This is a genomic window from Lapidilactobacillus dextrinicus DSM 20335 (genome assembly GCF_001436095.1).
Lineage (GTDB): Bacteria > Bacillota > Bacilli > Lactobacillales > Lactobacillaceae > Lapidilactobacillus > Lapidilactobacillus dextrinicus.
Window position 1 is genome coordinate 195324 of record NZ_AYYK01000008.1, and the last position, 25288, is coordinate 220611.

Consider the following 25288-nt stretch of genomic DNA (forward strand, 5'->3'; position numbering starts at 1 on the left):
TCTATTGAGTTATGTAATGGTAACATTTGTTATTATTATTTTTTTTAACGAAATAATTCTAGTATAATCGGATAAGTCTATTTTTCCTAGTATTATGGGCGCTTGGTTAATTGAATTATTGGAGGAAGAAAATGTTACATGAAATTGCGGTTCAAATGAAATCAAAAAGTTTTTGGTTAGCGGCATTAATGACGTTGGCCTGTTCTATTGCCGGCACATTATTGGCAGGATTACCTTATTTAAATTTAGTTGGGGCATTAGTTATTTCATTAATTTTGGGGATTGTCTTTCAAACAGCACCAAAAGCTGTTAATGAAGCTAAATCGGGAATCGGTTTTATTTCAAATAAGTTTTTACGTTTGGGAATTATTTTATTAGGATTTAAATTGAACTTATTAGCACTGTTAGCTTCTGGCGTTAAGACGATTGTTTTGGCAATTTGTATTGTCACATTAACGGTTTTGCTAACTTATAATTTGGCGAAACGGTTTGGCGTTGAAAAACAACTAGCAATTTTAACAGCTTGTGGTACAGGTATTTGTGGTGCGGCAGCTGTTATGGGGATTTCACCACAATTGGAAGTACAACCTGATGAAGAAGAACGTAAACGTGAAAACGAAGTTCTAGCAGTAGCTGTTGTTTGTATTATGGGAACTGTTTTTACACTACTAGAAATCGGCTTACGGCCAATTTTACACATGACGGATGTTCAATTCGGCGTTATGACAGGTGGCTCTTTACACGAAATTGCCCATGCCGTTGCAGCTGGTGGTGCCAATGGTCCTGTTAGTTTAGATACAGCAATTATTACGAAGTTATCGCGAGTATTATTATTAGCACCTGTCGCAGCGATTGTTGGTATTTGGTACAGTAAATCTACTAGCAAGGCAACTGTTGAAACTGGTGTACCAGTAACAAAGAAAAAATTACCTATGCCTTGGTTTATGTTGGGCTTTTTACTATCAAGTTTGATTGGTACATTTTTACCTATTCCCGCAAACGTGATTGCTTGGTTGGTTAAATTAGCTTATATTTTCTTAGGAATGGCAATGGCAGCCTTAGGAATGAACGTGAATTTCCAAGTTATCTTTAAGCGTGGCAAATCAGTTTTCCTAGCTTCATTTATTTCTTCAGTTGTATTATTAGGCTTTGTTATTGTTGCTGCTAAATTATTCTTCTAAATATTTTTAATCAATAAATATATTTTTAAAGCTTGGAAAAGGTTAACAAAACTTTTTCAAGCTTTTTTAATAATGATGATCGTTAAACATTCGTGATCATTGAGCAAAATGGTTTCTGAGACGGGGATGGAGTAGAATAAGAGCGTTATTAAAAGTATGACTAGAAAAGATTTCTAGGGTTGCTGGAGGAAGAAAATGTTAGCAGTGGGCTTAATGTCGGGAACATCATTAGATGGTGTTGATGCGGCATTAGTAGAAATTACTGGCGTTAATGAAACAACACGGTTAGAATTACTTAAATTCAATAGCTATCCTTTCACAGAAGATGTTAAAGCACGAATTAAAACAGCATTATCTGTTGAGACATCTAACGTTGAAATGATTTGTAGTCTTAATTTTGAACTTGGTCAATTATTTGGCGAAGCCGTTGTTAAAATTTGCCAAGAAGCGGGTATTAGTAGTGAAGAATTGGGTTTTGTTGCTTCGCATGGACAAACGATCTATCATTTGCCACGTCCTGAAAAAACTAATTTAAGACCATCTACCTTACAAATTGGTGAGTCCGCAATCATTAGTGAAATTGCAAAAACTTCTGTCGTGTCTGATTTTCGTTATCGTGACATGGCTGTTGGTGGTCAAGGAGCACCAATTGTTCCTTACTCTGAATATATTTTGTACCGCAGCACTGAAAGTACACGAATTTTGCAAAACATTGGTGGAATTGGCAATGCCACAGTAATCCCTAAAAATGGTCAGTTAGATCAATTGACGGCTTTTGACACAGGCCCAGGCAACATGATTATTGATGAATTATGTCGGCGCTTTTACGGTCAAGAATATGATCGAGATGGTGCTCATGGTGCCAATGGTCAAGTAGATCAAGAAGTTTTGCAATCATTATTGAAACATCCTTACTTTACAAAGGCTTTTCCTAAAACAACAGGCCGGGAAGACTTCGGTACAGAATATGTCACGAAGATTCTAGATGACTATCAGTTAGCACCAGATGATTGGATTGCAACCGCCACAGCTTTAACTGCTGAAACGATTGCACAAGCAGTACGTCAATTTGCCGATGGTCAAACTGAATTAATTGTTGGTGGTGGCGGCAGTTATAATCCAACCTTAGTTAAGATGATTAAGGTAGCACTGCCGAATATCAAAGTGATGATTCAAGAGGATTTGGGCTATTCTTCGGATGCTAAAGAAGCAATTGCGATGACGATTCTAGGTAATCAAACCATTCAACGACAACCAAGCAATGTGCCGAGTGCAACCGGAGCTAGCAAACCCGTAATTCTTGGTAAAGTGACTTATTATTAATAGATTAATCAAGACATTTTTAAGATTTGAACGTCCATGATTGACAGTTTTTCTTTTAGCATAGATAATACGCGTAGCGTGTTTATAAGAACAATAAAGTTTGGAGAAAAGTCATGGCAGAAGTTAGATTTAATAGCGTGTTTGATATTATTGGTCCAGTCATGGTTGGGCCAAGTTCTTCTCATACTGCCGGTGCAACGCGGATAGGACGAGTTGCTCGGAATATTTTTGGTGAACAACCAGAGAAAGTAACAATTTATCTCTATGGTTCTTTTGCCAAGACTTACCATGGTCACGGTACAGATATGGCCTTAGTGGGCGGTATTTTAGGCATGGATCCTGATGATACTGATTTACGAAATTCCTTAAAGATTGCCTATGAAAAGGGCATTAAAGTAGGTTTTGTCCCTAAAACGGATCTAACCGAGCACCCCAATACTACCAAGATTGTCTTAAAAAATAGTGAGCATAAATTAACAATTGTTGGTGAATCTATCGGTGGAGGAAATATTCGAATTGTCGAAATTGATGGCTTTAAAGTGTCCTTATCAATGAGTCATCCTACCTATGTTGTTATCCAAAACGATGTGCCCGGTGTTGTAGCGTCAGTAACGGATTTATTGAATCGGGAGCATATCAATATTAGTACCATGACCGTACGGCGTAATGGTAAAGGCTCACAAGCTATGATGATTATTGAAGTCGATGAGATTCGTCATAGTATTGAAACCGAATTAAAAGATTTACCAAATATTTTAAGCGCACGGTATTTTGAATAGGAGGGATACGATGTTTTATACAATTAAAGAGTTAATTGAGCAAAGTAAGGCGTATCCTTCTGTGGCTGAATTAATGATTGCTACTGAAATTGATAATACTGGTCGCAATAAACAAGAAATTCGGCAGTTAATGGAACGTAATCTTGAAGCCATGGAAGCTTCGATCAATAAAGGCGTTGCTGGTGTTAAATCATTAACTGGTTTAACTGGTGGTGAAGCCAAGAAGATGGATGATTATTTACAAGCGGGTAACTTTCTGTCCGGTGATTTAGTGGTAACCGCAGTTCGTAACGCCATAGCGGTTAACGAAGTTAATGCGGGAATGGGCTTGATTTGTGCAACACCTACTGCCGGTTCTGCCGGGGTATTAGCTGGCGTATTATTTGCGATTCGGGATCGTCTTGGCTTGAGCCATGATCAACAAGTTGATTTTCTATTCACTGCGGGTGCCTTTGGATTAGTTATTGGGAATAATGCTGGTATCGCCGGTGCAGAAGGCGGCTGTCAGGAAGAGGTCGGTTCTGCTAGCGCCATGGCTGCCGCCGCTGCAGTCTTAGCTAGTGGTGGGACTGTTGAGCAAGCCAGCTATGCTGTTGCCATTACATTGCAAAACCTAATGGGGTTGATATGTGATCCGGTTGCTGGTTTGGTAGAAATTCCTTGTGTTAAACGTAATGCCATGGGTGCTAGTCAAGCGATGGTTTCCGCAGACATGGCGTTGGCTGGGCTGACTTCGGTTATTCCCACTGATGAAGTTATTGAAGCGGTTCGCCGTGTTGGCGAGCAAATGCCAAGTGCCTTCAAGGAAACCGCAGAAGGCGGTATGGCCACCACCCCAACAGCTTTGCGCCTAAAAGAAGAAATTTGGGGCACCGACGATAAATAAATATTTAAAAACTGTCGATAGGTAATAACGTCATTTTGGCAGGAGATCGACAGATGAACGTAATACTGATAGAATAGGGATTGTTAAGATACTGACAATCTTTATTCTGTTTTTTTAATTATTTTCGTTAGAACGACAGATTTGATAGTGCGAAGTCTGTGGTTATAAGGAAAGTAGGGCTCGGAGTTTTTATCTAAAGAGTATTGAATGTAAATTAGCTTCCTTCACCCATAAAAATTTTGTTAATATAGGTTTTTATCTAAAGAGTATTGAATGTAAATATGGCTGAACGTAAATCAGGTCACTGGAAAAATCTAGTTTTTATCTAAAGAGTATTGAATGTAAATAAGTGCAAACAACGAAAACTTCGCAAACTCAAACGCGTTTTTATCTAAAGAGTATTGAATGTAAATATTTACAACTCTTACTAAAATACAATGAGGCAAAAGGTTTTTATCTAAAGAGTATTGACTGTAAATCAAAAATGACACCATGACACTACCCGACAACCTCGAGTTTTTATCTAAAGAGTATTGAATGTAAATTTATATGAATGATACTAGCTCGACTGGTTTTGGGTGGTTTTTATCTAAAGAGTATTGAATGTAAATACATCATGAAAGAATCGCTTCTTCAAGCGATGCAAGGTTTTTATCTAAAGAGTATTGAATGTAAATTCGTTATCGTATGAACACAAAACTATATCAAACAAAGTTTTTATCTAAAGAGTATTGAATGTAAATATCGTTGGTTTTCCAGAACTACCGTATAGCTGAAAGTTTTTATCTAAAGAGTATTGAATGTAAATTCAATATCAGTAAGTATGAAAACATTAACTGGACAAGTTTTTATCTAAAGAGTATTGAATGTAAATGAAAGAAAACGCTAATCATTTCGCGCGACGAATAAAGTTTTTATCTAAAGAGTATTGAATGTAAATGAAAGAAAACGCTAATCATTTCGCGCGACGAATAAAGTTTTTATCTAAAGAGTATTGAATGTAAATATCTAAAGTGGAAAACGCGTTCCTTTGGAGCAAAAGAGTTTTTATCTAAAGAGTATTGAATGTAAATACTAATGAGTTAGAACGATTTAAGACTGAATACAAGGTTTTTATCTAAAGAGTATTGAATGTAAATTCTGTTTCGCGGTATGCGTCTTGTATTTGCAAAATCGTTTTTATCTAAAGAGTATTGAATGTAAATGCATCAATCGCTGGCGTGGAAGTGTCAGGGTCAACGTTTTTATCTAAAGAGTATTGAATGTAAATTTTGATTTGTCAGTTGTCAAGTGGTTTTAAGAATGGGTTTTTATCTAAAGAGTATTGAATGTAAATAATAAAAACTGAATTGTCGTGATTGGCACACCTTGCGTTTTTATCTAAAGAGTATTGAATGTAAATTGCCAAGCCGTCATTTCAATATTGAAATATTGTTCCGTTTTTATCTAAAGAGTATTGAATGTAAATAACGAATTACGTTTATACGCTAACGAGGTTTACAACGTTTTTATCTAAAGAGTATTGAATGTAAATTCATATCAATAATTTTTATGTATTAAATCATAAAAAGTTTTTATCTAAAGAGTATTGAATGTAAATTATGAAAAAGAAAACGCAAATCATTTTGCGCAACGAATGTTTTTATCTAAAGAGTATTGAATGTAAATCTTTTTAGTACTCTTACTCCGGGCTGTGGCTAAGTTGTTTTTATCTAAAGAGTATTGAATGTAAATATCAATTGTTGATTAAGCCAACCTTTTTCGATGCTTTCGTTTTTATCTAAAGAGTATTGAATGTAAATTGTTATCCAGATCATGCATAGTTTGATTGAGCTGCGGTTTTTATCTAAAGAGTATTGAATGTAAATTCTGGATAATCAATTCGTTCACGGAAAGTTGCACCGTTTTTATCTAAAGAGTATTGAATGTAAATACGTGAAGCGTCACAATATTGCCAACGCGTCTATAGTTTTTATCTAAAGAGTATTGAATGTAAATTTTCGCAATTTGCAATAGAATTTGTGCGTTCAGAATAGTTTTTATCTAAAGAGTATTGAATGTAAATTAGTAAAAATGTCACCCCCGCAAATCACGAAGCGACAGTTTTTATCTAAAGAGTATTGAATGTAAATTACTTCCTGATCCTTGATAATATTAAAGAACGTGACGTTTTTATCTAAAGAGTATTGAATGTAAATATGGATACTCAACATAGCGTAGTGGAAATGTTGAGCGTTTTTATCTAAAGAGTATTGAATGTAAATTATTTTTGCGTTGTCCGTCCAAAATAATGGAGGCTTGTTTTTATCTAAAGAGTATTGAATGTAAATAGCCACAATCGGTGTAGTAACCTTAGACGTCATGGTGTTTTTATCTAAAGAGTATTGAATGTAAATATAGTTCAGACGGCAAAGTTGGGTTTAGTACAACTGTTTTTATCTAAAGAGTATTGAATGTAAATTAACCTCGTATGCTGAAAAAGCGGGCGTTGAATTGGGTTTTTATCTAAAGAGTATTGAATGTAAATCACGTAATGATATGTTATCATTTGCCATTTGTTGTGTTTTTATCTAAAGAGTATTGAATGTAAATCCAATACGTTCACAATGACACTCATATTTTATATTGTTTTTATCTAAAGAGTATTGAATGTAAATTCTTTAGACCAAATCGCGAACCAAGTTGGAGCAGACGTTTTTATCTAAAGAGTATTGAATGTAAATGATAATCCGAAGCGTCAATACCTTGTTCACGATCTTGTTTTTATCTAAAGAGTATTGAATGTAAATACAGTTGCAATCGTCGCATCACTTGATGTCCAAGTAACGTTTTTATCTAAAGAGTATTGAATGTAAATATTGAGATAATGATTTGCGTACGTCTTTACCAAACATGTTTTTATCTAAAGAGTATTGAATGTAAATAACTTCATACTTAGATGTGTTTCGCAAATCAAATTTGTTTTTATCTAAAGAGTATTGAATGTAAATTGTGGACCTGTCTTACCAGCTTGCGCGACTGAATAACCGTTTTTATCTAAAGAGTATTGAATGTAAATCTGACATACAACATAGCTGATATTGACAATGGTTTCGTTTTTATCTAAAGAGTATTGAATGTAAATTACGACGCGATTATTAAAGTAATCAAAAACGCGGGAGTTTTTATCTAAAGAGTATTGAATGTAAATCACACCAACGCGAATTGGGCAATTCCCGAACAATCAGTTTTTATCTAAAGAGTATTGAATGTAAATGATGAAATGGTCTTTCGAACAATGTATCGAACAATTGTTTTTATCTAAAGAGTATTGAATGTAAATTTCATAAATTTTTGAGTTGGAATTTTTGTCGCTTTGGTTTTTATCTAAAGAGTATTGAATGTAAATATCAATTCTTGTGCCAAATCAAAGAATAAGTTATTAGTTTTTATCTAAAGAGTATTGAATGTAAATCAAGGTTTCTCAAACATTATCTCAACGCCTGACGCTTGTTTTTATCTAAAGAGTATTGAATGTAAATTTAACACGACCGGCGCTAGTGTATTGCCACAGGTCAGTTTTTATCTAAAGAGTATTGAATGTAAATTACTTGTAGTATCTGATACATTCCAATCAGATTGAGTTTTTATCTAAAGAGTATTGAATGTAAATATATGCGACAAAATCGCCGGGCGATTTCACGCAATTGTTTTTATCTAAAGAGTATTGAATGTAAATGAAGGTTCGGACAAGCCGATTACGTTAAAGGGTTACAGTTTTTATCTAAAGAGTATTGAATGTAAATGATGTTGATACTGGCGAGCCATCAAAGCTAATGCCGTTTTTATCTAAAGAGTATTGAATGTAAATTGCGTCAAGCTATGTACCATTTTGAAGACTTTGCAGTTTTTATCTAAAGAGTATTGAATGTAAATAAGTTCCGCGCAATGGGTGATTATCAAGTCGCAACAGTTTTTATCTAAAGAGTATTGAATGTAAATTTCTATAATAAAATCTTAATTGAAGTTAAATAAATGTTTTTATCTAAAGAGTATTGAATGTAAATGATTAACTTTGACCAGGTCTATCAGTGGTTACTCCACGTTTTTATCTAAAGAGTATTGAATGTAAATCGGTATCAATAACTGCGTATTCATTGACGTTATTAGGTTTTTATCTAAAGAGTATTGAATGTAAATTTCAACCCTGGTAGATTAGCCAAGGCACTACCCACGTTTTTATCTAAAGAGTATTGAATGTAAATGTAGCAATATTAAGTGTACTCATGGCGACAGAAACTGTTTTTATCTAAAGAGTATTGAATGTAAATAAACCAAGTTGAGCATTCTGCGGACTAACAATATCGTTTTTATCTAAAGAGTATTGAATGTAAATAACAATCACCGGGCGCTTTCAGTCAGTTATGAACCGTTTTTATCTAAAGAGTATTGAATGTAAATCTCAAACATCTGAGTCACCTTGCCAATCTCTATGTTGTTTTTATCTAAAGAGTATTGAATGTAAATAATAGCTAAATTGTGAAGTAAGTACGGAACAACATTGTTTTTATCTAAAGAGTATTGAATGTAAATCGGTGAGTATCAACTGACCAATCTACATCAGTAAAGTTTTTATCTAAAGAGTATTGAATGTAAATAGCGATAAAATTAGCGGTTATAGTTTTTGGCAATCGTTTTTATCTAAAGAGTATTGAATGTAAATAAGAAAGAAATGCAACGTATCGCTGATGAGCAAGACGTTTTTATCTAAAGAGTATTGAATGTAAATAACGGTAAAATCGCCAAACTGGTAGCTAATTTAGCGTTTTTATCTAAAGAGTATTGAATGTAAATTCGATTGGTGCGTCATCAGTTAGAAAGGCATGCCCAGTTTTTATCTAAAGAGTATTGAATGTAAATTCAGGACTTTTAACGTTTCTAACCTGAATAGCTGGTGTTTTTATCTAAAGAGTATTGAATGTAAATATTGAACGTTGGTTAGGATATGACATCTTGGGTTGAGTTTTTATCTAAAGAGTATTGAATGTAAATGAAGATGGTTCAGACCGCGTTTTGGGCTATGTAACTGTTTTTATCTAAAGAGTATTGAATGTAAATACGACAGGCTGGGAAACAACAATTCCAAGCGTAACTGTTTTTATCTAAAGAGTATTGAATGTAAATAAGCTTGCAAACTCAATAATCTCGTTGCGCTCGTTGGTTTTTATCTAAAGAGTATTGAATGTAAATATTTAATGGATCAAATCGATAAAACGCCAAAAGAAAGTTTTTATCTAAAGAGTATTGAATGTAAATAGACTACTCGTCATCTTTGAGTAATCAACGCCAAGTTTTTATCTAAAGAGTATTGAATGTAAATTCGGCAACACGAATACCAAATTCCTTGACCAAATCATGTTTTTATCTAAAGAGTATTGAATGTAAATTTTATTGCACGTTTCTTGCAATCTACCAACCAAGTTGTTTTTATCTAAAGAGTATTGAATGTAAATTCGGCAACACGAATACCAAATTCCTTGACCAAATCATGTTTTTATCTAAAGAGTATTGAATGTAAATTTTTTAAGGCTTCACCCATATCGCTTGCTTCAGCAGTTTTTATCTAAAGAGTATTGAATGTAAATCATTTAGCGTCCTGAATATTAACGTAGACTCGCTTCGTTTTTATCTAAAGAGTATTGAATGTAAATAAACTTAACAATGTGTTTATTGGCTTTTCGCCATTTCGTTTTTATCTAAAGAGTATTGAATGTAAATAAGTTAATGAATTTCAGTAGCCGTGGTGGTCATAAGTTTTTATCTAAAGAGTATTGAATGTAAATAGGATTTCTTTGATGCTATTTCAAAGACCGGTACGGTTTTTATCTAAAGAGTATTGAATGTAAATTTGAAGTTGTTCAATATCAATATTATCCACTCGATTGTTTTTATCTAAAGAGTATTGAATGTAAATTAGCTACCACCACTTCGGGGTTGGCGAATCCAAACATGTTTTTATCTAAAGAGTATTGAATGTAAATCAGCTTCGGTAGTTCAACAATCAATGAACATTTGTGTTTTTATCTAATAAGTTTTGAACATTCATTGTTAAATAAATTGCAAGAATAGTATAATGAATTTATAAGTGAATTTATGATCAATCGGTGAACGGTTATTCTCGATGTGGGAGTGTGATTTATTGATGAGGGCAATAACTGGTGGGGATATTAACTATTATTTTGTGTGTCAGCGTAAGTTGTGGCTATCAACACATCAAGTGAGATTCGAAGCTGAGAATGAGCGGGTTCAACTTGGAAGTGTGTTGGATCAGGAGAGTTATCAGCGTGAGCATCATCAACGAATGATTGACGGTGTTGTTGCGATTGACTTTATTCAAAACTGGAAAATAGTGCACGAGGTAAAACAGTCACGCGCTATCGAAAAAGCTAGTGAATTCCAACTTAAATATTATATGTATTATCTAAAGAAAAAGGGTATAGCAATTGATCAGGGGGTTTTAGACTATCCAAAGTTAAAAGAACGAATTGAATTACAACTCACACCAGAAGATGAGTTAGAAATCGATCAGGTTTTACATGCGATTAAGACAATAATTAATCAAGATGAGATGCCACCAAGAACAAAGAAAAATATTTGTCGTTCATGCGCCTATCAAGAATTTTGCTTTAGTTAGTCTATTTAGGGGTGAAGGCTGAATGGAAAGCTACTATTTGTTTAGCAATGGTGATTTAAAACGTAAAGATAATGTGGTTCGATTAACACGGCAAGATGGAAAATATAAAGACTTAAAAATTGAATTAACTCGGGATATTTTTTTATTTGGCGAAGTTTCAATGAATACAAAATGCTTAAACTTTTTGTCGCAAAATAATATTCCCTTACATCTTTTTAACTATTACGGTTACTATACAGGGAGTTTTTATCCGCGTGAGGCTAATGTTTCAGGGAAATTGTTAATTAGGCAAGTTGCAGCGCAAACTGATAAAAAGAAGAGGCTTGAATTAGCACAAAAATTTGTTCAAGGAGCTGCACGTAACTGTTATCGTAACTTAAGTTACTATCATGGTCGGCATAAAGATGTTGGTGAAGCAATGAATCAGATGAAAGCACTCATTAAATTAATTCCACGAACAAATGACGTTCAAGAATTAATGGGTGTTGAGGGTAATTTACACGCTATTTATTATTCTGCTTGGCCAGCAATTTTTAATATCGATACCGGGTTTACGACAAGAGTCCGTCGCCCGCCAGATAATATGGTTAACACATTGCTATCGTTTTTGAACATGCTAACTTATAGTGTTTGTTTATCGGAAATTTATGTTAGTCAGCTTAATCCCACGATTAGTTACCTTCACGTTCCGTCTGAACGACGTTTTTCTTTATCACTAGATATTTCAGAGATTTTTAAACCATTATTAGTTGATCGCCTAATCTTTACATGTGTTAATAAACAAATCGTTACTGAATCAGATTTTGAAAATGGCTCAAATAATTGTTATTTAAAACAAGGTGCCCAAAGAAAAATTTTGGAACAATTTGATCAAAAATTAAAACAAACGATTATGTATGAACCTTTAGGTAGGAATGTATCTTATCGGTATTTAATTCGTTTAGAGTGTTATAAACTAATTAAAGATTTACTTCATGACGAACCATATAAACCATTTACGATGGGGTGGTGATAAGGATGTACGTCATTATTGTTTATGATATAAGTTTAGAAAATAAAGGCGCACGCGTTTTAAACCGTGTCTTCAAAATCTGTAAAAAATATTTAACGCATGTTCAATTATCTGTTTTTGAAGGTGAGTTAACACCAGCAAAATTGACAAAACTTAAAGCAGAGTTAAATCAGTATATTCGTGACGATTTAGACTCAATTATTATTTTCACGAATCAACGTTCAGAATGGCTTAAAAAAGAATATTTGGGACAAGATTTATCTGAGCAAACATCGGCCTTTTTCTAAGACAATATAAAAATGAAGCACTGTAAATAATGTCGCAATATGATAAGATAGACAACGTTAATCTAACGATTTTGTTGGAATGTAAAAAAGTATTTCTTTAATATGGAAACTTGCTTATCTAATTAGTGTGGGATGTTTGTAGTGTTATGTATTTTAATATAAAAAGTCGCTCATTAAATGAGCGACTTTTTTATTAGAATTAGTTCTTGTGTTTTTCTTAATAAAGTGTATTATATAGTTGTAGTTATTTAAAGAATTACTTAGGATCAAAAACAGAGGTGGTAAGCATTGAGATTTACAGTTGAATTAACTTTAAACTCAACAAAAGAGAGTATCCTTCTTGCGCCGGGTTATCAGTCTTCGCTGGTTTCATTACTAAAGTCAGCATTAGAAGTAGTTAACCCAGAGTACTTCAAGGATTTATATGAGAATGGTAATCCGATGAAACTGTACACATTTGGTGTTTATTTTCCTAATGCCAAATTCACACATGAAGGTGTTGAACTGGAGGGTGAGAATGTTAAGTTAATTTGGAATTTTTCCTGCATTGAACCACGAATGGCAATGGTGTTTTATAACGGCATATTGTCAATTAAACAAACCGTTAATCAGCATCCGCGTCGATTAATTGGTTCAACACTGATCACTGATGTGAAAATTCATCAAATTAATTTACCAACTATTACCAGTAACACAATCACAATTAGAACACTTTCACCGATTGTATCACGCGATCATCAAGCTAAGGATAAGGATTGGTTCTACTCATATAAAGACCCAGAGTTTATTCAAATGCTTAAACGAACGATGACGACCAAATATGAATCTTTCTTTGGTAGACTAACTCCAGCAATTATTGATAATTTTGAGGTCACGCCTATTCAGCCTAAGAAAAATGTGGTGAAATCTTATGAGAAGTGGGTCGAATGTTCGGCTGGTGTGTATGTTTTAAAAGGCCAACCAGAGTTATTAGAATTAATTCGTGATGGTGGGTTAGGCAGTCGTACTGGACTGGGGTTCGGCATGGTTGAAGTGATTTAAATTAAGAGAAAGGAGATTTAGTTAATGGAACAAGCTGAAACCATTCAATTTACTATGAATGATTGGTTAAGTAATGCTGGGATTGTTGGCCTTCATAATATTTTGGCTAATGCTGATTTAAGCCCGCGTGAAAATGAGAACGTTTTATCTATGGATACCACTGATTTAGATGATTTTGCACATTATTATTTTAAATTCTTTTTGGATCAGTATCAGTCCTTATCTAGTTATGCCAAAATTATGGCTTATCAAGAAAAGTTCAATCATTGGCAACAGACTGATTATGAAGACTTTAGTGCTGAAGATTATGCCGATTTTAAAGATTATATTCAAAATACACTTAAATATTACGCTAAAGCGAATAGCTTTAAGAAAATCTATCCGTTGGTAATTAATCATTTGGATGTTATTCAGGCAACAAAAGAGTTACCCAAGCTGATCAATTTGACACAAAAAAATAATTTTAAGGTTAAGCGTCCTGAAATTATTGAGTTAATGAAGGAAATATCGCAGCAATTAAAGCCGATTTATGATTATTTTACGGCACCTGATGCTAAAAAATATTTCCCCGTTTTAAGTACGCTATACACAGTTGTTAATAATACTTGGACTAACATATCTTATTTTAATCGTTCTAATAAAGAACCAGATTTTTATATAGCATATGAAAAAACGTTTGTTGATCCAGTACGTGAATATTTAACTATCGATCATTCAAAAGATAAATATCACTGTAGTAATTGCAACCGCCCAGTCACTAAAACGGATTTATCCTATACTTTTTTAAATGATATGGGATTTGACACTGCACGCAAAACTTCAAACGTTTGGGATTTCAACAATGATTTAACGATTTGCCCAATTTGTCAGTTGATGTACAGCTGTTCTTCTGCTGGTTTTAATTTTATTTATGGGCATGGACTTTTTGTGAATAGTAATAATAATATTGATGAATTGATCAGTATCAATCGAAAAATTAATCAGGAAATCTGGCAATCATCAGATGATAAGCGGCAAGTAACTCCGTACGCGGCGATGATTCGTACGTTAACGGAACAGCAACTTAAGGATAAAGAATATGTTTTGGATGATGTTCAAGTGATTGAATATGAGAATGAGCATTATCGGTTTAATATTTTGCCACGGAATATTGTTCGTTTATTTAAAAAAGACGCCGCTAGTTTTAATCGATTACGCGGCGCTAACTATTCGCTTAATGGTACGCGACATTATGTTTATGAAGAGGTCGCCGACCATGTTTTAAATAGTCAAAATTTATATTTATATGTAAACCAAATTTTAAAAATCTATTTAAGTCAACCAACTGCAGTATTTATTCAGGCGGAGCAAGTTGATGCCTTATTAAAAATTAATCATGATTTTTTGGAAGGGATGAAGAATTAATGACTGAAGAAAAGGTAACCGATTCCACAGCAATTGCCGATATTCGCAAGCAAGGCTATTTTTTGCAGAAAGCATATGAGGGCAACAATATTAAAAAAGTTAATGGTATCGCTCTAAAGTTATTAGATGACTTACGAGCTAATAATCGTGACTTATTTATGAATCGAGTTTTGAATTCATATATGTATGCTAATAAACCAATTCCACAATTTTTTGATCAAATATTTGATTCTGATGAGCGATTTCAAGAAATTGGCTTGGCTTTTACAGCTGGCTTGATTGCTGTAATTCCAGGTAAAAATGAAGGAAAAAATAAGGAGGCAGAATAATGATGAATAAAAAAGGATTGACCGCAACAATTATTTTTATAGCCGAAAGTGCTAACTATGGTGAAAGCTTAGGTAATATCGCTAATCTTAAAAAAATGACTCGAGGTAATGGTAGCCAATATACTTATATTTCACGTCAAGCATTGCGTTATAACATTGTTGAACAGCTGGATGAACCGTTAGCAAAATTATCCCAAGATGGAGATAATTCCAAAGCAGTTATTCAATTTGATAAAAATGCATCAGTGACAGATTTTCCGGAATTAGATTTCTTTGGTTATTTGAAGACAGCTAAAGAATCTAGTGGCTTGAAACGATCAGCTAAGGTTAGATTGTCTAATGCTATAGCTTTAGAACCTTACTTGGGCGATACAGATTTCTTAACGAATATGGGATTAGCCGCACGATTGCGTGCAGAAAAGGGTAATGATGCCAACAATTCAATTGCTCAATCACAAATTCAACGTTCATATTACCGTTATACAATAACAATTGACTTGGATCAAATTGGCATCGACGCAGTTGATGGTACTAATTTAGATAATGCAGAAAAATCTCGTCGAGTTCAAAAATTATTAGATACGATTGCCTTTTTGTATCGTGATATTCGTGGTCGTCGTGAAGATTTGAAGCCATTGTTTATCGTAGGCGGGGTTTACGATATTAAGAATCCAGTCTTTGAGAATATTGTCACTGTAGATAAGAACAGTATTAAAGTTAAACCAATTTTAGAGGCAGAAGAAAGTTTACCAAATGAAACATTTACGGGTGTTGTATCCGATCAATTTGATAATGATGAACAATTAAAAACTGAGTTAAAGGCGGGAACAGTTGGTAGTGTAATCAAGAACCTTAAGCAAAAAGTTGGCGACTACTATGAAGGCAATTAGATTAAAACTTTATCAAGAAACTGCTAATTATCGTCTGCCCGCTAGTTTTGATTTGAAACAATCCTACCCACTACCACCATATTCGACGGTTATTGGAATGGTTCATTCGTTATGCGAGTTTACAACTTATCAACCGATGAAAGTTAGTATTCAAGGTAAACATTTTTCTCGAGTTAATGATTTATATACACGTCACCAATTCAAGCCAGGAGTAAAATTTGAGGTAGGGCGTCATCAACTAAAAACTAGTGAAGGCTTTGGAATAACTTCTGGTCCAGGTCATACAGAAATGTTGGTTGATGTGAATTTACTGATTCATATTATTCCTGAAGATCAAAGTTTAGTTCCAGTAATCGAAAAAGCATTTAAGGCACCAATTGAATATCCATCATTAGGCCGCCGCGAAGATTTGGTTAAAATTGACAGCTGTGACGTTGTTGAAGTTGAGGAACGCGAGTTAGACGCCGATACGGCAGAAGATTTAAATATCGATGCTCAAAACTCTGAATTAAGTGCTTATGTTCCTTATGAATTAATTAATGGTGAAGACGGTTTAATTGACGCTAGTAAAAATAGCTTTACAGTTGCTGGAACAATTTTTAACTTACACAAAAGTTATGAATTAGTTGGTATAGGTAAGGGAAAGAGCAAAAAATACCGGCGACAATGGCGTAATGAAACAGTAGTGTATACTTCTAATTTTAAGGTACAACCTGAAGAAAGTTATTTATTGGATACAGATACTAATCATATAATCTTTCCAGTTTAACAGTGGAGGCAGTTATGAAGTTTTTAGCTAAGTCAAAAGATAAGGCTGGTCATGAGGAAACAATTGTTGAACATACTAATGAATTGCTAAACCAACTTGCTTATTTGAAAACATTATATCCGCAAGCTTTATCCAGTGAAGGCTGGGAATTACTCGAAGTTGCTTGTGTTGATCACGATTTAGGAAAAATGAATCTTAAATTTCAGGAAAAACTTCAAAGTCATCAGACAATGTTAGCTGGAGAAATACCTCATGCGTTGCTAAGTATTACATTATTGAACAGAAAGCAGTTAGAATCTATTTATGCAAAGAAGGATGTCTCGGCTTTATATAAGGCTATTGCTTTCCATCATTATCGAGATTTAAGTAAGTATAATTCTCTGGATTATAAAACTGAGAGATTGAAGCTTAATGAAATGGCTTTAAAATTTCCGTTTAGCCAGATTAAGAGCAAACATCAATTACTTTTAGATCCGGGTGAAACTACTCCACCGCCATCAAAGTATTTTAATTTAGAAACACGAGCAAGAAATAATGATCGTTTTCTTAATTATGATCTGTACGTCATGTTGAAAGGGCTTCTGAACCGTATTGATTACGCGGCAAGTGGCCATTATGATGTTGAAAAACCAGCCGGTGCGTTACAGCCAGCCTTATTGAAAAACACATTGCAAAAATGGCGTGAGCATAATCCTAATGCTGATTGGAATAAGATGCAACGCTACGTACTCGAGCATCGCCAGGATAATCTGATTATTCGAGCACAAACGGGTATGGGAAAAACTGAAGCAGCATTATTGTGGGCCGCCGATGATAAAACCTTTTTCACATTACCTTTAAGAATTGCAATTGACAGTATTTATACACGTTTATCAACCAAAGTTTTTACTCAGAAAACAGCTCCAGATAATATTGGTAAGCTAGATTCGGATACGGATGAGTTTATGCTCAGCTTGGCTGGGCAAATGGATTCGGACGAGTTAGAAGTATATGGGGCACAATTAAAAAGCTGGTCATTGCCCTTAACGATTACGACATTAGATCAGGTCTTTAATTTTGTTTATCATTATATTAATTTTGAAATGAAGTTAGCTACGCTTAGTTATAGCAAAGTTATTATTGATGAAATTCAAATGTACGATGAGAATTTGTTGGCCTATATTATTTATGGGCTAGGTGAAATTCTACGAATGGGTGGTCATTTTATGATTATGACCGCAACTTTACCAGAATTCGTTGTTGATTTGTTGTGTCAAAATAAAGACTTTAGGGATGTTATTGAACAAACCGGCCAGCTACCTTATAAGAAACCTGAACCATTTATTAAAAACGACGCACCGCTACGTCATAATATTAAAATTGAGCGAAATAACATTAATGCTGAAAAAATTTTAACTGTATTTGACCATAATAAGGTGTTGGTTGTCTGCAATACGATTCAGTGTGCAATCAAAATATATAATGAAATCCTGACCAGTGGTATTAATAAAGATAAGGTTCATTTAATCCATAGTCACTTTATTCATGCCGACCGAATGAAAAAACAAACTGAGATTTTAGAATTTGGTGATATTCATACTCATGATGACGGTATTTGGATTGGTACACAGATATTGGAAGCGTCACTAGATTTAGATTTTGATGTTTTATTGACGGAGCTATCTGAACTTAATGGACTGTTTCAACGAATGGGGCGTTGTTATCGTAATCGTGATACAGCACCGTTAGGAACTAATGTTTTTGTGTTTGTAGGGACTGATGATATCTATCCAAGTGGAATTAAGTATGTTGTTGATGCAGGCTTCTTCAAACTATCGCGCATGTTTTTAATGCGACAAGGCGACGGTCCTCTTAACGAAGCAACTAAGATGAACTTAGTTGAAACGACTTATACAACGGATAATATTAAAGAATATTCCAGTCAATATTATCAGCGTTTAAATAAAACGATGGTCTATTTACAAGACATTGCTAATGACGGTAAAACAAAAAGCGAAGTAGATATGTTATTTCGCGGTATTGATTCAAAGAACGTTATTCCGCAAAGTGTGTACGTTGAACATGAAGAAACAATTAGGCAAGCATACGAGATACTGACAACACCGATGCGTGAATTAAGTAAAAATGGTAATGAAAATCCTAGAAATATGAAATCAGCGGCGATTGTCACGATAAAGAATTTTTTAGTGCCAATTTCTAACTATCAGTATAAAAAACTCAAAGATAACAATCGGATTGACCTTGACCGATTAGCAAAAAAGCAAAGCAATTTTCATTATTTGATTGCTGATGTTCCATATGATGATGAAATTGGTTTGCAAATGCCAACAATTAATGTTAATGATTTTGTTAACGAATATTCCAATATTTTTTAGCTAAATTTTGTTTTAAATATCTGTCGATGTTCATTACCGTAAATTTATCAAGAGATCGACAGACATGGAAAACATTGTTATTTTAGGAATTGTTCAGTAAATATTGGACTGAGCAATTCTTTTATAGATAAATTTTAAAGATTGACAGATTCTATGCTGCGGTTCCATCTAGAGTAAGGAGTTTTGGAACCGTGGTTTTTATTTAAAGAGTATTGAATGTAAATAAATTTCCTTAGCTTAATCTTCATCAGTGTTTACTTCGTTTTTATTTAAAGAGTATTGAATGTAAATATGATTAAATCCGGGCAATTAAGGCGTCCAAAGAACGTTTTTATTTAAAGAGTATTGAATGTAAATTCCCGTGACATTGAAGTTAATACGTATTCCAACATGGTTTTTATTTAAAGAGTATTGAATGTAAATAAAGTTAATCGATATTGAAACTGACGAAGAAGAAGGTTTTTATTTAAAGAGTATTGAATGTAAATCCTTGCCAAACACGATTGCCATATATGCCTTATCAGTGTTTTTATTTAAAGAGTATTGAATGTAAATAGACGATATGCAACGCGTCACCGGTGCGAAAAACGGTTTTTATTTAAAGAGTATTGAATGTAAATCATGCTTTTTGGCAATCAGTGGTTGCTCAGTTATTGGTTTTTATTTAAAGAGTATTGAATGTAAATTTCAGTGTGCTTGTTGTAACATCACTTTTCTGAAACGTTTTTATTTAAAGAGTATTGAATGTAAATACTAGCATTTGAGCAGTGTCTGCGTCATAAATATTCGTTTTTATTTAAAGAGTATTGAATGTAAATTACCTCCTTATTTCTTTAGATAGCTATCTTTAAATCGTTTTTATTTAAAGAGTATTGAATGTAAAGCTTGAACGGAGAATTGAGCAAATGCAAGATTGGGTTGTTTTTATCTAAAAAGTATTGAATATAAAATGAAATACCCATATGGAGGCGAGGGGACCTGATGCCATTTTTTTAACATCATTGAATCACTAGTCTAGTAAGGTCTAATCGTATTTCTTTTGCGAAATATGTAAGCGTGTTAAACTTTGGTTAGAAGGGGATGTATTTGAAAAATATGGCGCCGTCATCGGATAATAATTATCCCCATCTGTATGAATAATGACCAATAGGAGGGAATCGCTTATGACTAAAGTAGGCAAGGAACTATTAATGCAGTTAAAAGAGGCGACGGGACCTTTTGTAACAATTATGCTTAATACTCCCGCGGATCATCAAGGTGTTGAAAAAGCACAACTTAAATTTAAGAATTTTGCTAAAGAAGCAAAGAAACGTTTTGAAAAAAAATATCCTGATGCTAATTGGGAAAGCTATCAAGCCAAACTAGATGCATTAGCAACAGATCAGTCTTTTTGGCGTAGTGCTTCAACAAGTGTAGCGATCTTTTTAACAGAAAGTGACACATTGGTTCATCACTTAAGTATTCATACGGATGATCAGTATTATGTTGGGGACACCCCCTACTTATTAGCGGCCATTCGTAATTCGCAATTCAACTACACTTACTATTTGCTGGCATTGAATCGTGACTCAATGAAGCTCTACTTTGTTGATAATGAGCAAATTAGCTTAGTTGATTTACCAGATGGAGCACCGATTGACGTCCCAACAGCATTAGGCGAAGAAACACGTGACGGTAGTTTAAGTTACACTTCCCAAGGGCGTGGTACAGGATCTAAGGAAGGTGTTACTTATCACGGTGTTAATACTAAGGATGAAGAAGTAGAGATCGACTGGAAGAATTATTATCAAGCTGTTGATACTTTCTTACGCAGTGACTTAGATAACGAAGCTGGCTATCCGCTGTATCTTTTTGCTTTACCTGAGAATCAAACGATGTTTAAGAAATATGCGAAAGCAGATTTCTTCAGTACAGATGCAGCAATCAGTATGTCACCATCAACGTTAACTGATAACGAGATTGGTGAGAAGGCTATTCCAGAAATTGCCAAACAATTAGCTGAAAAAGAAGTGACTGAGTATCAAGATTTATTAAATGGAAAGTTCATTGAACAACTGGTTGATATTGTCCCAATGACAGAAGATGGTCGCGTAGCTAATTTGTTTATTGCCACATCTAATCTGGTTGATGGCTATGGTGAAGATCCTGATGCTGAATATGATCGGCGTCAAGTCTTGAATACGATGACGATTAATGCCCTCAAGAACAATGGTGAAGCTCATATTCTTGATCAAAAGGCCGTTCCAGGTGAAAAGAGTTTATTAGCGGTATTACGCTATTAAGTATTGAAATAAATAAAACATCTATCAAAAAATCCTCTAAGGCTGTGTTGAAGCCTTAGGGGATTTTTAATTAGATATTAGTGCTTTTTCAATTGTTTACTGTACAGTTGTTCTAAATGAGGGCGTTTTGTATCAATGATGATTTTTGCTTCTGCAAAAATTGAATTTAGTAGTTTATTGGTAACAAAGCGCCATTGTTGTTTGGTTTCATTTTTGGAATTAAGGATTTCTGGAGCTAGTAGTTTTAAAGTCGTGAGCCAATTTTGTTCAATGTTATCAATTTGGTCGGCGTCGATATTTTTAAGGATGGTATATAACGAGTCTAAAAATTCTTGTTTGGTGGCATCATCAAGACTGGTTAGCCAGTTAGTAACTGTATGTTGGGTGAATTGAGACAGTTCATTTGGTGCAGCAATTAGTTGGAAGTGATTATTTTTAATTTGCCAAGTGAAGGGATCATGCTGCTTAATACCAGCGCCATTACTTTTAACCACTTGATAATTTGCCTCGGGTTCTAATAACAAGCCAACGATTGAAGCTTCCGGAATGAATTTGTGGATTTTAACTTTGATCGTTAGTGGCAATGGTGTCTTTAAACCAGGACCGTCAATACTATAAGCGCCCTTTAGTACTTGTTGCGCCATTCCTTGACTATGAATAGCAGCATAAGTAGCAAGATTACCACCTTTAGAATGACCACCAATGTAGAAACGCCCTGGGTGTAATCGAGTCATGCGTTGATAATACTGTAGTGCCGACTTTTGGGAAGGAATTGTTTCTAGAAAAGTCATGTTAAAGTCTTCCTTCCAGTCAACTAGCGTGGAAGTTGTTCCGCGAAAAGCGACGAAATATTGTTTAGGCGCAAATTCTAGCGTGACAGCACTAAATTGTTCTTCGGCTTTAACATTAGTTTTTGTTTCCCAATTATGCCATTTTAAGTTTTGATAACGGCGACTTTTTTGCAGTGCTTGCAATAATTTCAAGTTTGCCTGAGGATTCCAAGTTTGTTTAATCGCGCTTTTAAGAAGTTTTTGATCATTAATTGCTGCAAATTTATAACTAGGCTGACGTTCTAAAATCGTGTAATCAAGGTAAGCCAGTTGGGCTAGAATCGTCGCATCCAACTCGTTGAAGGGCATTTGAGCAAAAGTTTGCGGACCAAAATTTTCAAGGTAATTAATAATGTTTTTCAATGCTGTCACCTCGTGGCCTAATAAGATTTGTCACTATTAGTATAACTGAATCCAAGCTTAAATCGAAGAAAATCGTCGGGTGATCTATAACGGAACCGGTTGAAATGATTTGAGTTTTTTCTAGAGTCCGATATAAAAAAGTGCGAGCAAATTAATTTGCTCGCACTTTAATCGTGGTTATTTATTAGTCATGTAATTGGAATTTCAAATTCATTTTTGGTTCACCAAAGGCTAACATCTGACCTAATAAGGTATTGGCATTTTTTTGATACAAGTCAGCCATTTGATTATTAATATCGCCTAGGTAAGCTTGGATGTCGGTGTGGGACTTGTATGCTTGATCAGCTTCGATTTGTAAATGGCGGCAAGCAGCAACAGTATTTTGTTCGAAGATATTTTCTTCATCTTCATACAAATCAAAGTTACTATCACCAATTAAAGCCATAATGTTTGTTAACCAATAAATATTGTTAGGGTTCAATTCAGTGGTTGTATTCTTATAATTTTCTGGTGTATCAGTAACGTTAGCATAGAATGGTACAACGGCGTTAAAGGTATTAGGACCAAATGCTAACCAATGAATACCGGCAATTTCTGCAGGGACATCATTCCGAATTTGGAGGATGTGTAATTCTTGGTTACGATTGATACCGATTGGCCGTAATAATTTCTTTTCTTCAGCAGTTCCTAATGAACCGTATGCATCATAAACAGTGTTTTGATAATGTGAACTCAAGACAAATTTAACATCTTCAATGCTAATCTTCTTGTCTGTTCGACAAATGAAAGGTAAGTCTTGATCAAAAGGATCAGTATCAAATTCAGGATTGAAGTATTTTTGGCCATACCAAGCACGAGGATTGTTATAGCGGGTATCTTTAATTGTGGCACTGCCAAAAATATGACGTAAGTTAACTTGGTCGCGATCTGGATTTAAGTGATACTTTTCAATTAATTCAGGTAAGTCGGCTGCAAACATTGTATCGTCAGAATTGAAATCAAATTCAGCAATGTTGAAACGGTTAGGTGCAACAACGTAGGCATCATCAGGAATACGGATAGCAGCCCAGTGATGACCAGCGATGGATTCGAAGTACCAAACTTCATCTTTATCAGAGAAGCAGATACCGTTAGTTTCATAAGTACCATATTTCTCTAATAGCGCACCTAAACGTTTGACACCTTCACGAGCAGAATTGATGTAAGGCAACGTTATAACGACGAAATCTTCTTCACCAAGACCGTCTTTAGTTAATGGATCAACGCCTAAAATACGTGAATTAGTCGTGATTGTTTCGGTAGCAGTCATGGCAACATTATTAGCGTTAATACCAGCAGCAGCCCAAATACCGCTTGAAAGATCAGCTTCAGGTGTTGAGGTGTAACGTAATGGATTATCTGGTAAATCTAGTTCAACCGGACTTAAAACGGCTTTGTAATGTTTGGGTTGTTCGTTAGGATTAACAACAACAAATCTTTGGGGGTCAAGAGGACCAGCACCGTCTTCGTTACGGGCGATCAACGTTGAACCATCGATGGTTGCGTCTTTACCAACTAAAATTGTCGTACAGGAACCTTTTTTACGTTTTATCATAATTATCATTCCTTAGTAGAGATGTTTGTTAATAATTGTAGGTCAATTTTGATAAAAAATAAAGATAACCAAACGTTCGTTATTAAATTGTCACGTTAGTTTCATTTAATCACAAGTATAAATTGATGATGTTAGGCTCGATTAGAATAAAACGAAGTTGTTAATTAGGAAATACAGTTGTTATTATATTTCAACAAGATAACAATTTTGTTGAAAGCCGTTAGTTGGTCTGTTGTCAGTGTATAATATTACACGATTAACAAGTAATACCAACTGATGAACAGGAAGATTTTTAATGAAAAAAGGGATTTTATTAGTAAATCTGGGCACACCGGAACAACCAAAAGCAGGTCCGGTACGTCGTTATTTACGTAAATTTTTAGGAGATCGCCGAGTTATTGATATGCCTCGTGTGCCTTGGTGGCTGATTTTAAATTTAATGATTTTACCGACACGGCCTAAACATTCTGCTGAATTGTACCAAAAAATTTGGTCCGATGAAAAAGGATCACCGCTGTTGTACTACACTCAACGCCAAGCAACTCAATTACAAGAGAAGTTTCCTGATCAAATGGTACGTTACGCGATGTGTTATAGTAAGCCATTTGTGCCAGATATCTTAAGCGAGATGATGGCGCTGGGCATGGAAGAATTAACCGTAATTCCGATGTACCCGCAATATTCACAAACAACAGTTGCACCGGTTTTTGATCAGGTTAGCGATTATTTTAAGGATAAAGCTAATATTCCGCAAATTTATTTCCAACAGAGTTTTTACCGTGAACCACTTTATATTAAGTACATGGCTAATCAGATTAAGGCAGAATTGGCTCACGAAAAATATGATAAGATTATTTTTTCTTATCACGGGATTCCGCAGAAATACGTTAAACATGGTGATCCATATCCCAAGCAATGTGATGAAACCACTCGGCAAGTTATGGAACTGATTGGTGACTTCCCGTATCTACAAACTTACCAATCAAAATTTGGCCCTAGTGAATGGTTAACACCGGCAACCGCGGATATTATGAAGAAGTTACCTCAACAAGGTAATAAACGTATTCTTGTTTTAACGCCAGCGTTTGTTGCAGATTGTTTAGAAACACTTGAAGAAATTGAACATGAGAATCGTGATTATTTCATGAAAAATGGCGGCGAAATTTTTACTTATCTACATCCGCTTAACGATAGTCCCGTTTTTACTGACTTACTTGAAAAAATCGTCCTTGACCATGAAACGGTTAAAGAGCATCACTAGTCGAAACTT

17 protein-coding genes and 2 CRISPR repeat arrays are annotated in these 25288 nt (G+C 34.5%); of the genes, 15 read left to right on the plus strand and 2 right to left on the minus strand.

The window, feature by feature from the left end; translation table 11 throughout:
- Positions 1–131 precede the first annotated feature (131 nt).
- The 14 genes from FC84_RS05335 (at position 132) to FC84_RS05400 (ending at position 21231) form a co-directional block, all read left to right on the plus strand.
- Positions 132–1181: a YeiH family protein gene (locus tag FC84_RS05335; protein ID WP_057756562.1), complete on the plus strand. Its 1050-nt coding sequence runs from the start codon at positions 132–134 to the stop codon at positions 1179–1181.
- A gap of 195 nt (positions 1182–1376) precedes the next feature.
- Positions 1377–2504 carry an anhydro-N-acetylmuramic acid kinase AnmK gene (gene anmK, locus FC84_RS05340; RefSeq protein WP_057756564.1) on the plus strand — a complete coding sequence of 376 codons (1128 nt, stop codon included), beginning with the start codon at positions 1377–1379 and terminating at the stop codon, positions 2502–2504.
- A 113-nt stretch (positions 2505–2617) separates the two neighbouring features.
- Positions 2618–3283 carry an L-serine ammonia-lyase, iron-sulfur-dependent subunit beta gene (gene sdaAB, locus FC84_RS05345; protein WP_057756566.1) on the plus strand — a complete coding sequence of 222 codons (666 nt, stop codon included), beginning with the start codon at positions 2618–2620 and terminating at the stop codon, positions 3281–3283.
- A gap of 10 nt (positions 3284–3293) precedes the next feature.
- Complete coding sequence (gene sdaAA, locus FC84_RS05350) at positions 3294–4169, plus strand: L-serine ammonia-lyase, iron-sulfur-dependent, subunit alpha (protein WP_057756568.1); 876 nt, start codon at positions 3294–3296, stop codon at positions 4167–4169.
- A gap of 185 nt (positions 4170–4354) precedes the next feature.
- Positions 4355–10189: a CRISPR direct-repeat array (repeat unit 30 nt; unit sequence GTTTTTATCTAAAGAGTATTGAATGTAAAT).
- 161 nt (positions 10190–10350) lie between these two features.
- Positions 10351–10842 carry a CRISPR-associated protein Cas4 gene (gene cas4 / locus FC84_RS05355; RefSeq protein ID WP_057756680.1) on the plus strand — a complete coding sequence of 164 codons (492 nt, stop codon included), beginning with the start codon at positions 10351–10353 and terminating at the stop codon, positions 10840–10842.
- A 22-nt stretch (positions 10843–10864) separates the two neighbouring features.
- Positions 10865–11854, plus strand: coding sequence for a type I-B CRISPR-associated endonuclease Cas1b (gene cas1b, locus FC84_RS05360; RefSeq protein WP_057756570.1), 990 nt, complete (start codon positions 10865–10867; stop codon positions 11852–11854).
- 5 nt (positions 11855–11859) lie between these two features.
- The gene (cas2, locus tag FC84_RS05365; protein ID WP_057756572.1) at positions 11860–12141 is read left to right on the plus strand and encodes a CRISPR-associated endonuclease Cas2; all 282 of its coding nucleotides are present in this window, start codon (positions 11860–11862) and stop codon (positions 12139–12141) included.
- 288 nt (positions 12142–12429) lie between these two features.
- A complete protein-coding gene (cas6, locus tag FC84_RS05370; RefSeq protein WP_057756574.1) occupies positions 12430–13182 on the plus strand; it encodes a CRISPR-associated endoribonuclease Cas6 in 753 nt (250 codons plus the stop codon).
- A gap of 24 nt (positions 13183–13206) precedes the next feature.
- Positions 13207–14586: a type I-B CRISPR-associated protein Cas8b1/Cst1 gene (gene cas8a1 / locus FC84_RS05375; RefSeq protein WP_057756576.1), complete on the plus strand. Its 1380-nt coding sequence runs from the start codon at positions 13207–13209 to the stop codon at positions 14584–14586.
- Entirely contained in the window at positions 14586–14915 is a 330-nt protein-coding gene (locus FC84_RS05380) for a hypothetical protein (RefSeq protein ID WP_057756578.1), read from the plus strand. The genes cas8a1 and FC84_RS05380 overlap by 1 nt, the downstream gene beginning before the upstream one ends.
- Positions 14915–15805: a type I-B CRISPR-associated protein Cas7/Cst2/DevR gene (gene cas7i / locus FC84_RS05385; protein ID WP_057756580.1), complete on the plus strand. Its 891-nt coding sequence runs from the start codon at positions 14915–14917 to the stop codon at positions 15803–15805. Before FC84_RS05380 ends, cas7i begins: the two co-directional genes overlap by 1 nt.
- Complete coding sequence (gene cas5b, locus FC84_RS05390) at positions 15792–16574, plus strand: type I-B CRISPR-associated protein Cas5b (protein WP_057756582.1); 783 nt, start codon at positions 15792–15794, stop codon at positions 16572–16574. The genes cas7i and cas5b overlap by 14 nt, the downstream gene beginning before the upstream one ends.
- Before the next feature lie 14 nt (positions 16575–16588).
- Entirely contained in the window at positions 16589–18949 is a 2361-nt protein-coding gene (locus FC84_RS05395; RefSeq protein ID WP_057756584.1) for a CRISPR-associated helicase/endonuclease Cas3, read from the plus strand.
- Positions 18950–19143: 194 nt separating this feature from the next.
- Positions 19144–19899: direct repeats of the CRISPR family, unit length 30 nt; unit sequence GTTTTTATTTAAAGAGTATTGAATGTAAAT.
- 213 nt (positions 19900–20112) lie between these two features.
- The gene (locus FC84_RS05400) at positions 20113–21231 is read left to right on the plus strand and encodes a baeRF6 domain-containing protein (RefSeq protein ID WP_057756586.1); all 1119 of its coding nucleotides are present in this window, start codon (positions 20113–20115) and stop codon (positions 21229–21231) included.
- Between the two features lie 77 nt (positions 21232–21308).
- On the opposite strand, the gene FC84_RS05405 is transcribed toward FC84_RS05400, so the two are convergent.
- Positions 21309–22424, minus strand: coding sequence for an Mbeg1-like protein (locus FC84_RS05405; protein WP_057756588.1), 1116 nt, complete (start codon positions 22422–22424; stop codon positions 21309–21311).
- A 184-nt stretch (positions 22425–22608) separates the two neighbouring features.
- Positions 22609–24018, minus strand: coding sequence for a C69 family dipeptidase (locus tag FC84_RS05410; protein WP_057756590.1), 1410 nt, complete (start codon positions 24016–24018; stop codon positions 22609–22611).
- A 295-nt stretch (positions 24019–24313) separates the two neighbouring features.
- On the opposite strand from FC84_RS05410, the gene hemH reads away from it, so the two are divergent.
- Positions 24314–25279, plus strand: coding sequence for a ferrochelatase (gene hemH / locus FC84_RS05415; RefSeq protein WP_057756592.1), 966 nt, complete (start codon positions 24314–24316; stop codon positions 25277–25279).
- Positions 25280–25288 lie beyond the last annotated feature (9 nt).

Excerpts from the sequence above, each read along its gene's own strand:
- FC84_RS05335 (WP_057756562.1), top strand. The coding sequence starts at position 132 with ATGTTACATGAAATTGCGGTTCAAATGAAATCAAAAAGTTTTTGGTTA.
- anmK (WP_057756564.1), top strand. The coding sequence starts at position 1,377 with ATGTTAGCAGTGGGCTTAATGTCGGGAACATCATTAGATGGTGTTGAT.
- sdaAB (WP_057756566.1), top strand. The coding sequence starts at position 2,618 with ATGGCAGAAGTTAGATTTAATAGCGTGTTTGATATTATTGGTCCAGTC.
- sdaAA (WP_057756568.1), top strand. The coding sequence starts at position 3,294 with ATGTTTTATACAATTAAAGAGTTAATTGAGCAAAGTAAGGCGTATCCT.
- cas4 (WP_057756680.1), top strand. The coding sequence starts at position 10,351 with ATGAGGGCAATAACTGGTGGGGATATTAACTATTATTTTGTGTGTCAG.
- cas1b (WP_057756570.1), top strand. The coding sequence starts at position 10,865 with ATGGAAAGCTACTATTTGTTTAGCAATGGTGATTTAAAACGTAAAGAT.
- cas2 (WP_057756572.1), top strand. The coding sequence starts at position 11,860 with ATGTACGTCATTATTGTTTATGATATAAGTTTAGAAAATAAAGGCGCA.
- cas8a1 (WP_057756576.1), top strand. The coding sequence starts at position 13,207 with ATGGAACAAGCTGAAACCATTCAATTTACTATGAATGATTGGTTAAGT.
- FC84_RS05380 (WP_057756578.1), top strand. The coding sequence starts at position 14,586 with ATGACTGAAGAAAAGGTAACCGATTCCACAGCAATTGCCGATATTCGC.
- cas7i (WP_057756580.1), top strand. The coding sequence starts at position 14,915 with ATGATGAATAAAAAAGGATTGACCGCAACAATTATTTTTATAGCCGAA.
- cas5b (WP_057756582.1), top strand. The coding sequence starts at position 15,792 with ATGAAGGCAATTAGATTAAAACTTTATCAAGAAACTGCTAATTATCGT.
- FC84_RS05395 (WP_057756584.1), top strand. The coding sequence starts at position 16,589 with ATGAAGTTTTTAGCTAAGTCAAAAGATAAGGCTGGTCATGAGGAAACA.
- FC84_RS05400 (WP_057756586.1), top strand. The coding sequence starts at position 20,113 with ATGACTAAAGTAGGCAAGGAACTATTAATGCAGTTAAAAGAGGCGACG.
- FC84_RS05410 (WP_057756590.1), bottom strand. The coding sequence starts at position 24,018 with ATGATAAAACGTAAAAAAGGTTCCTGTACGACAATTTTAGTTGGTAAA.
- hemH (WP_057756592.1), top strand. The coding sequence starts at position 24,314 with ATGAAAAAAGGGATTTTATTAGTAAATCTGGGCACACCGGAACAACCA.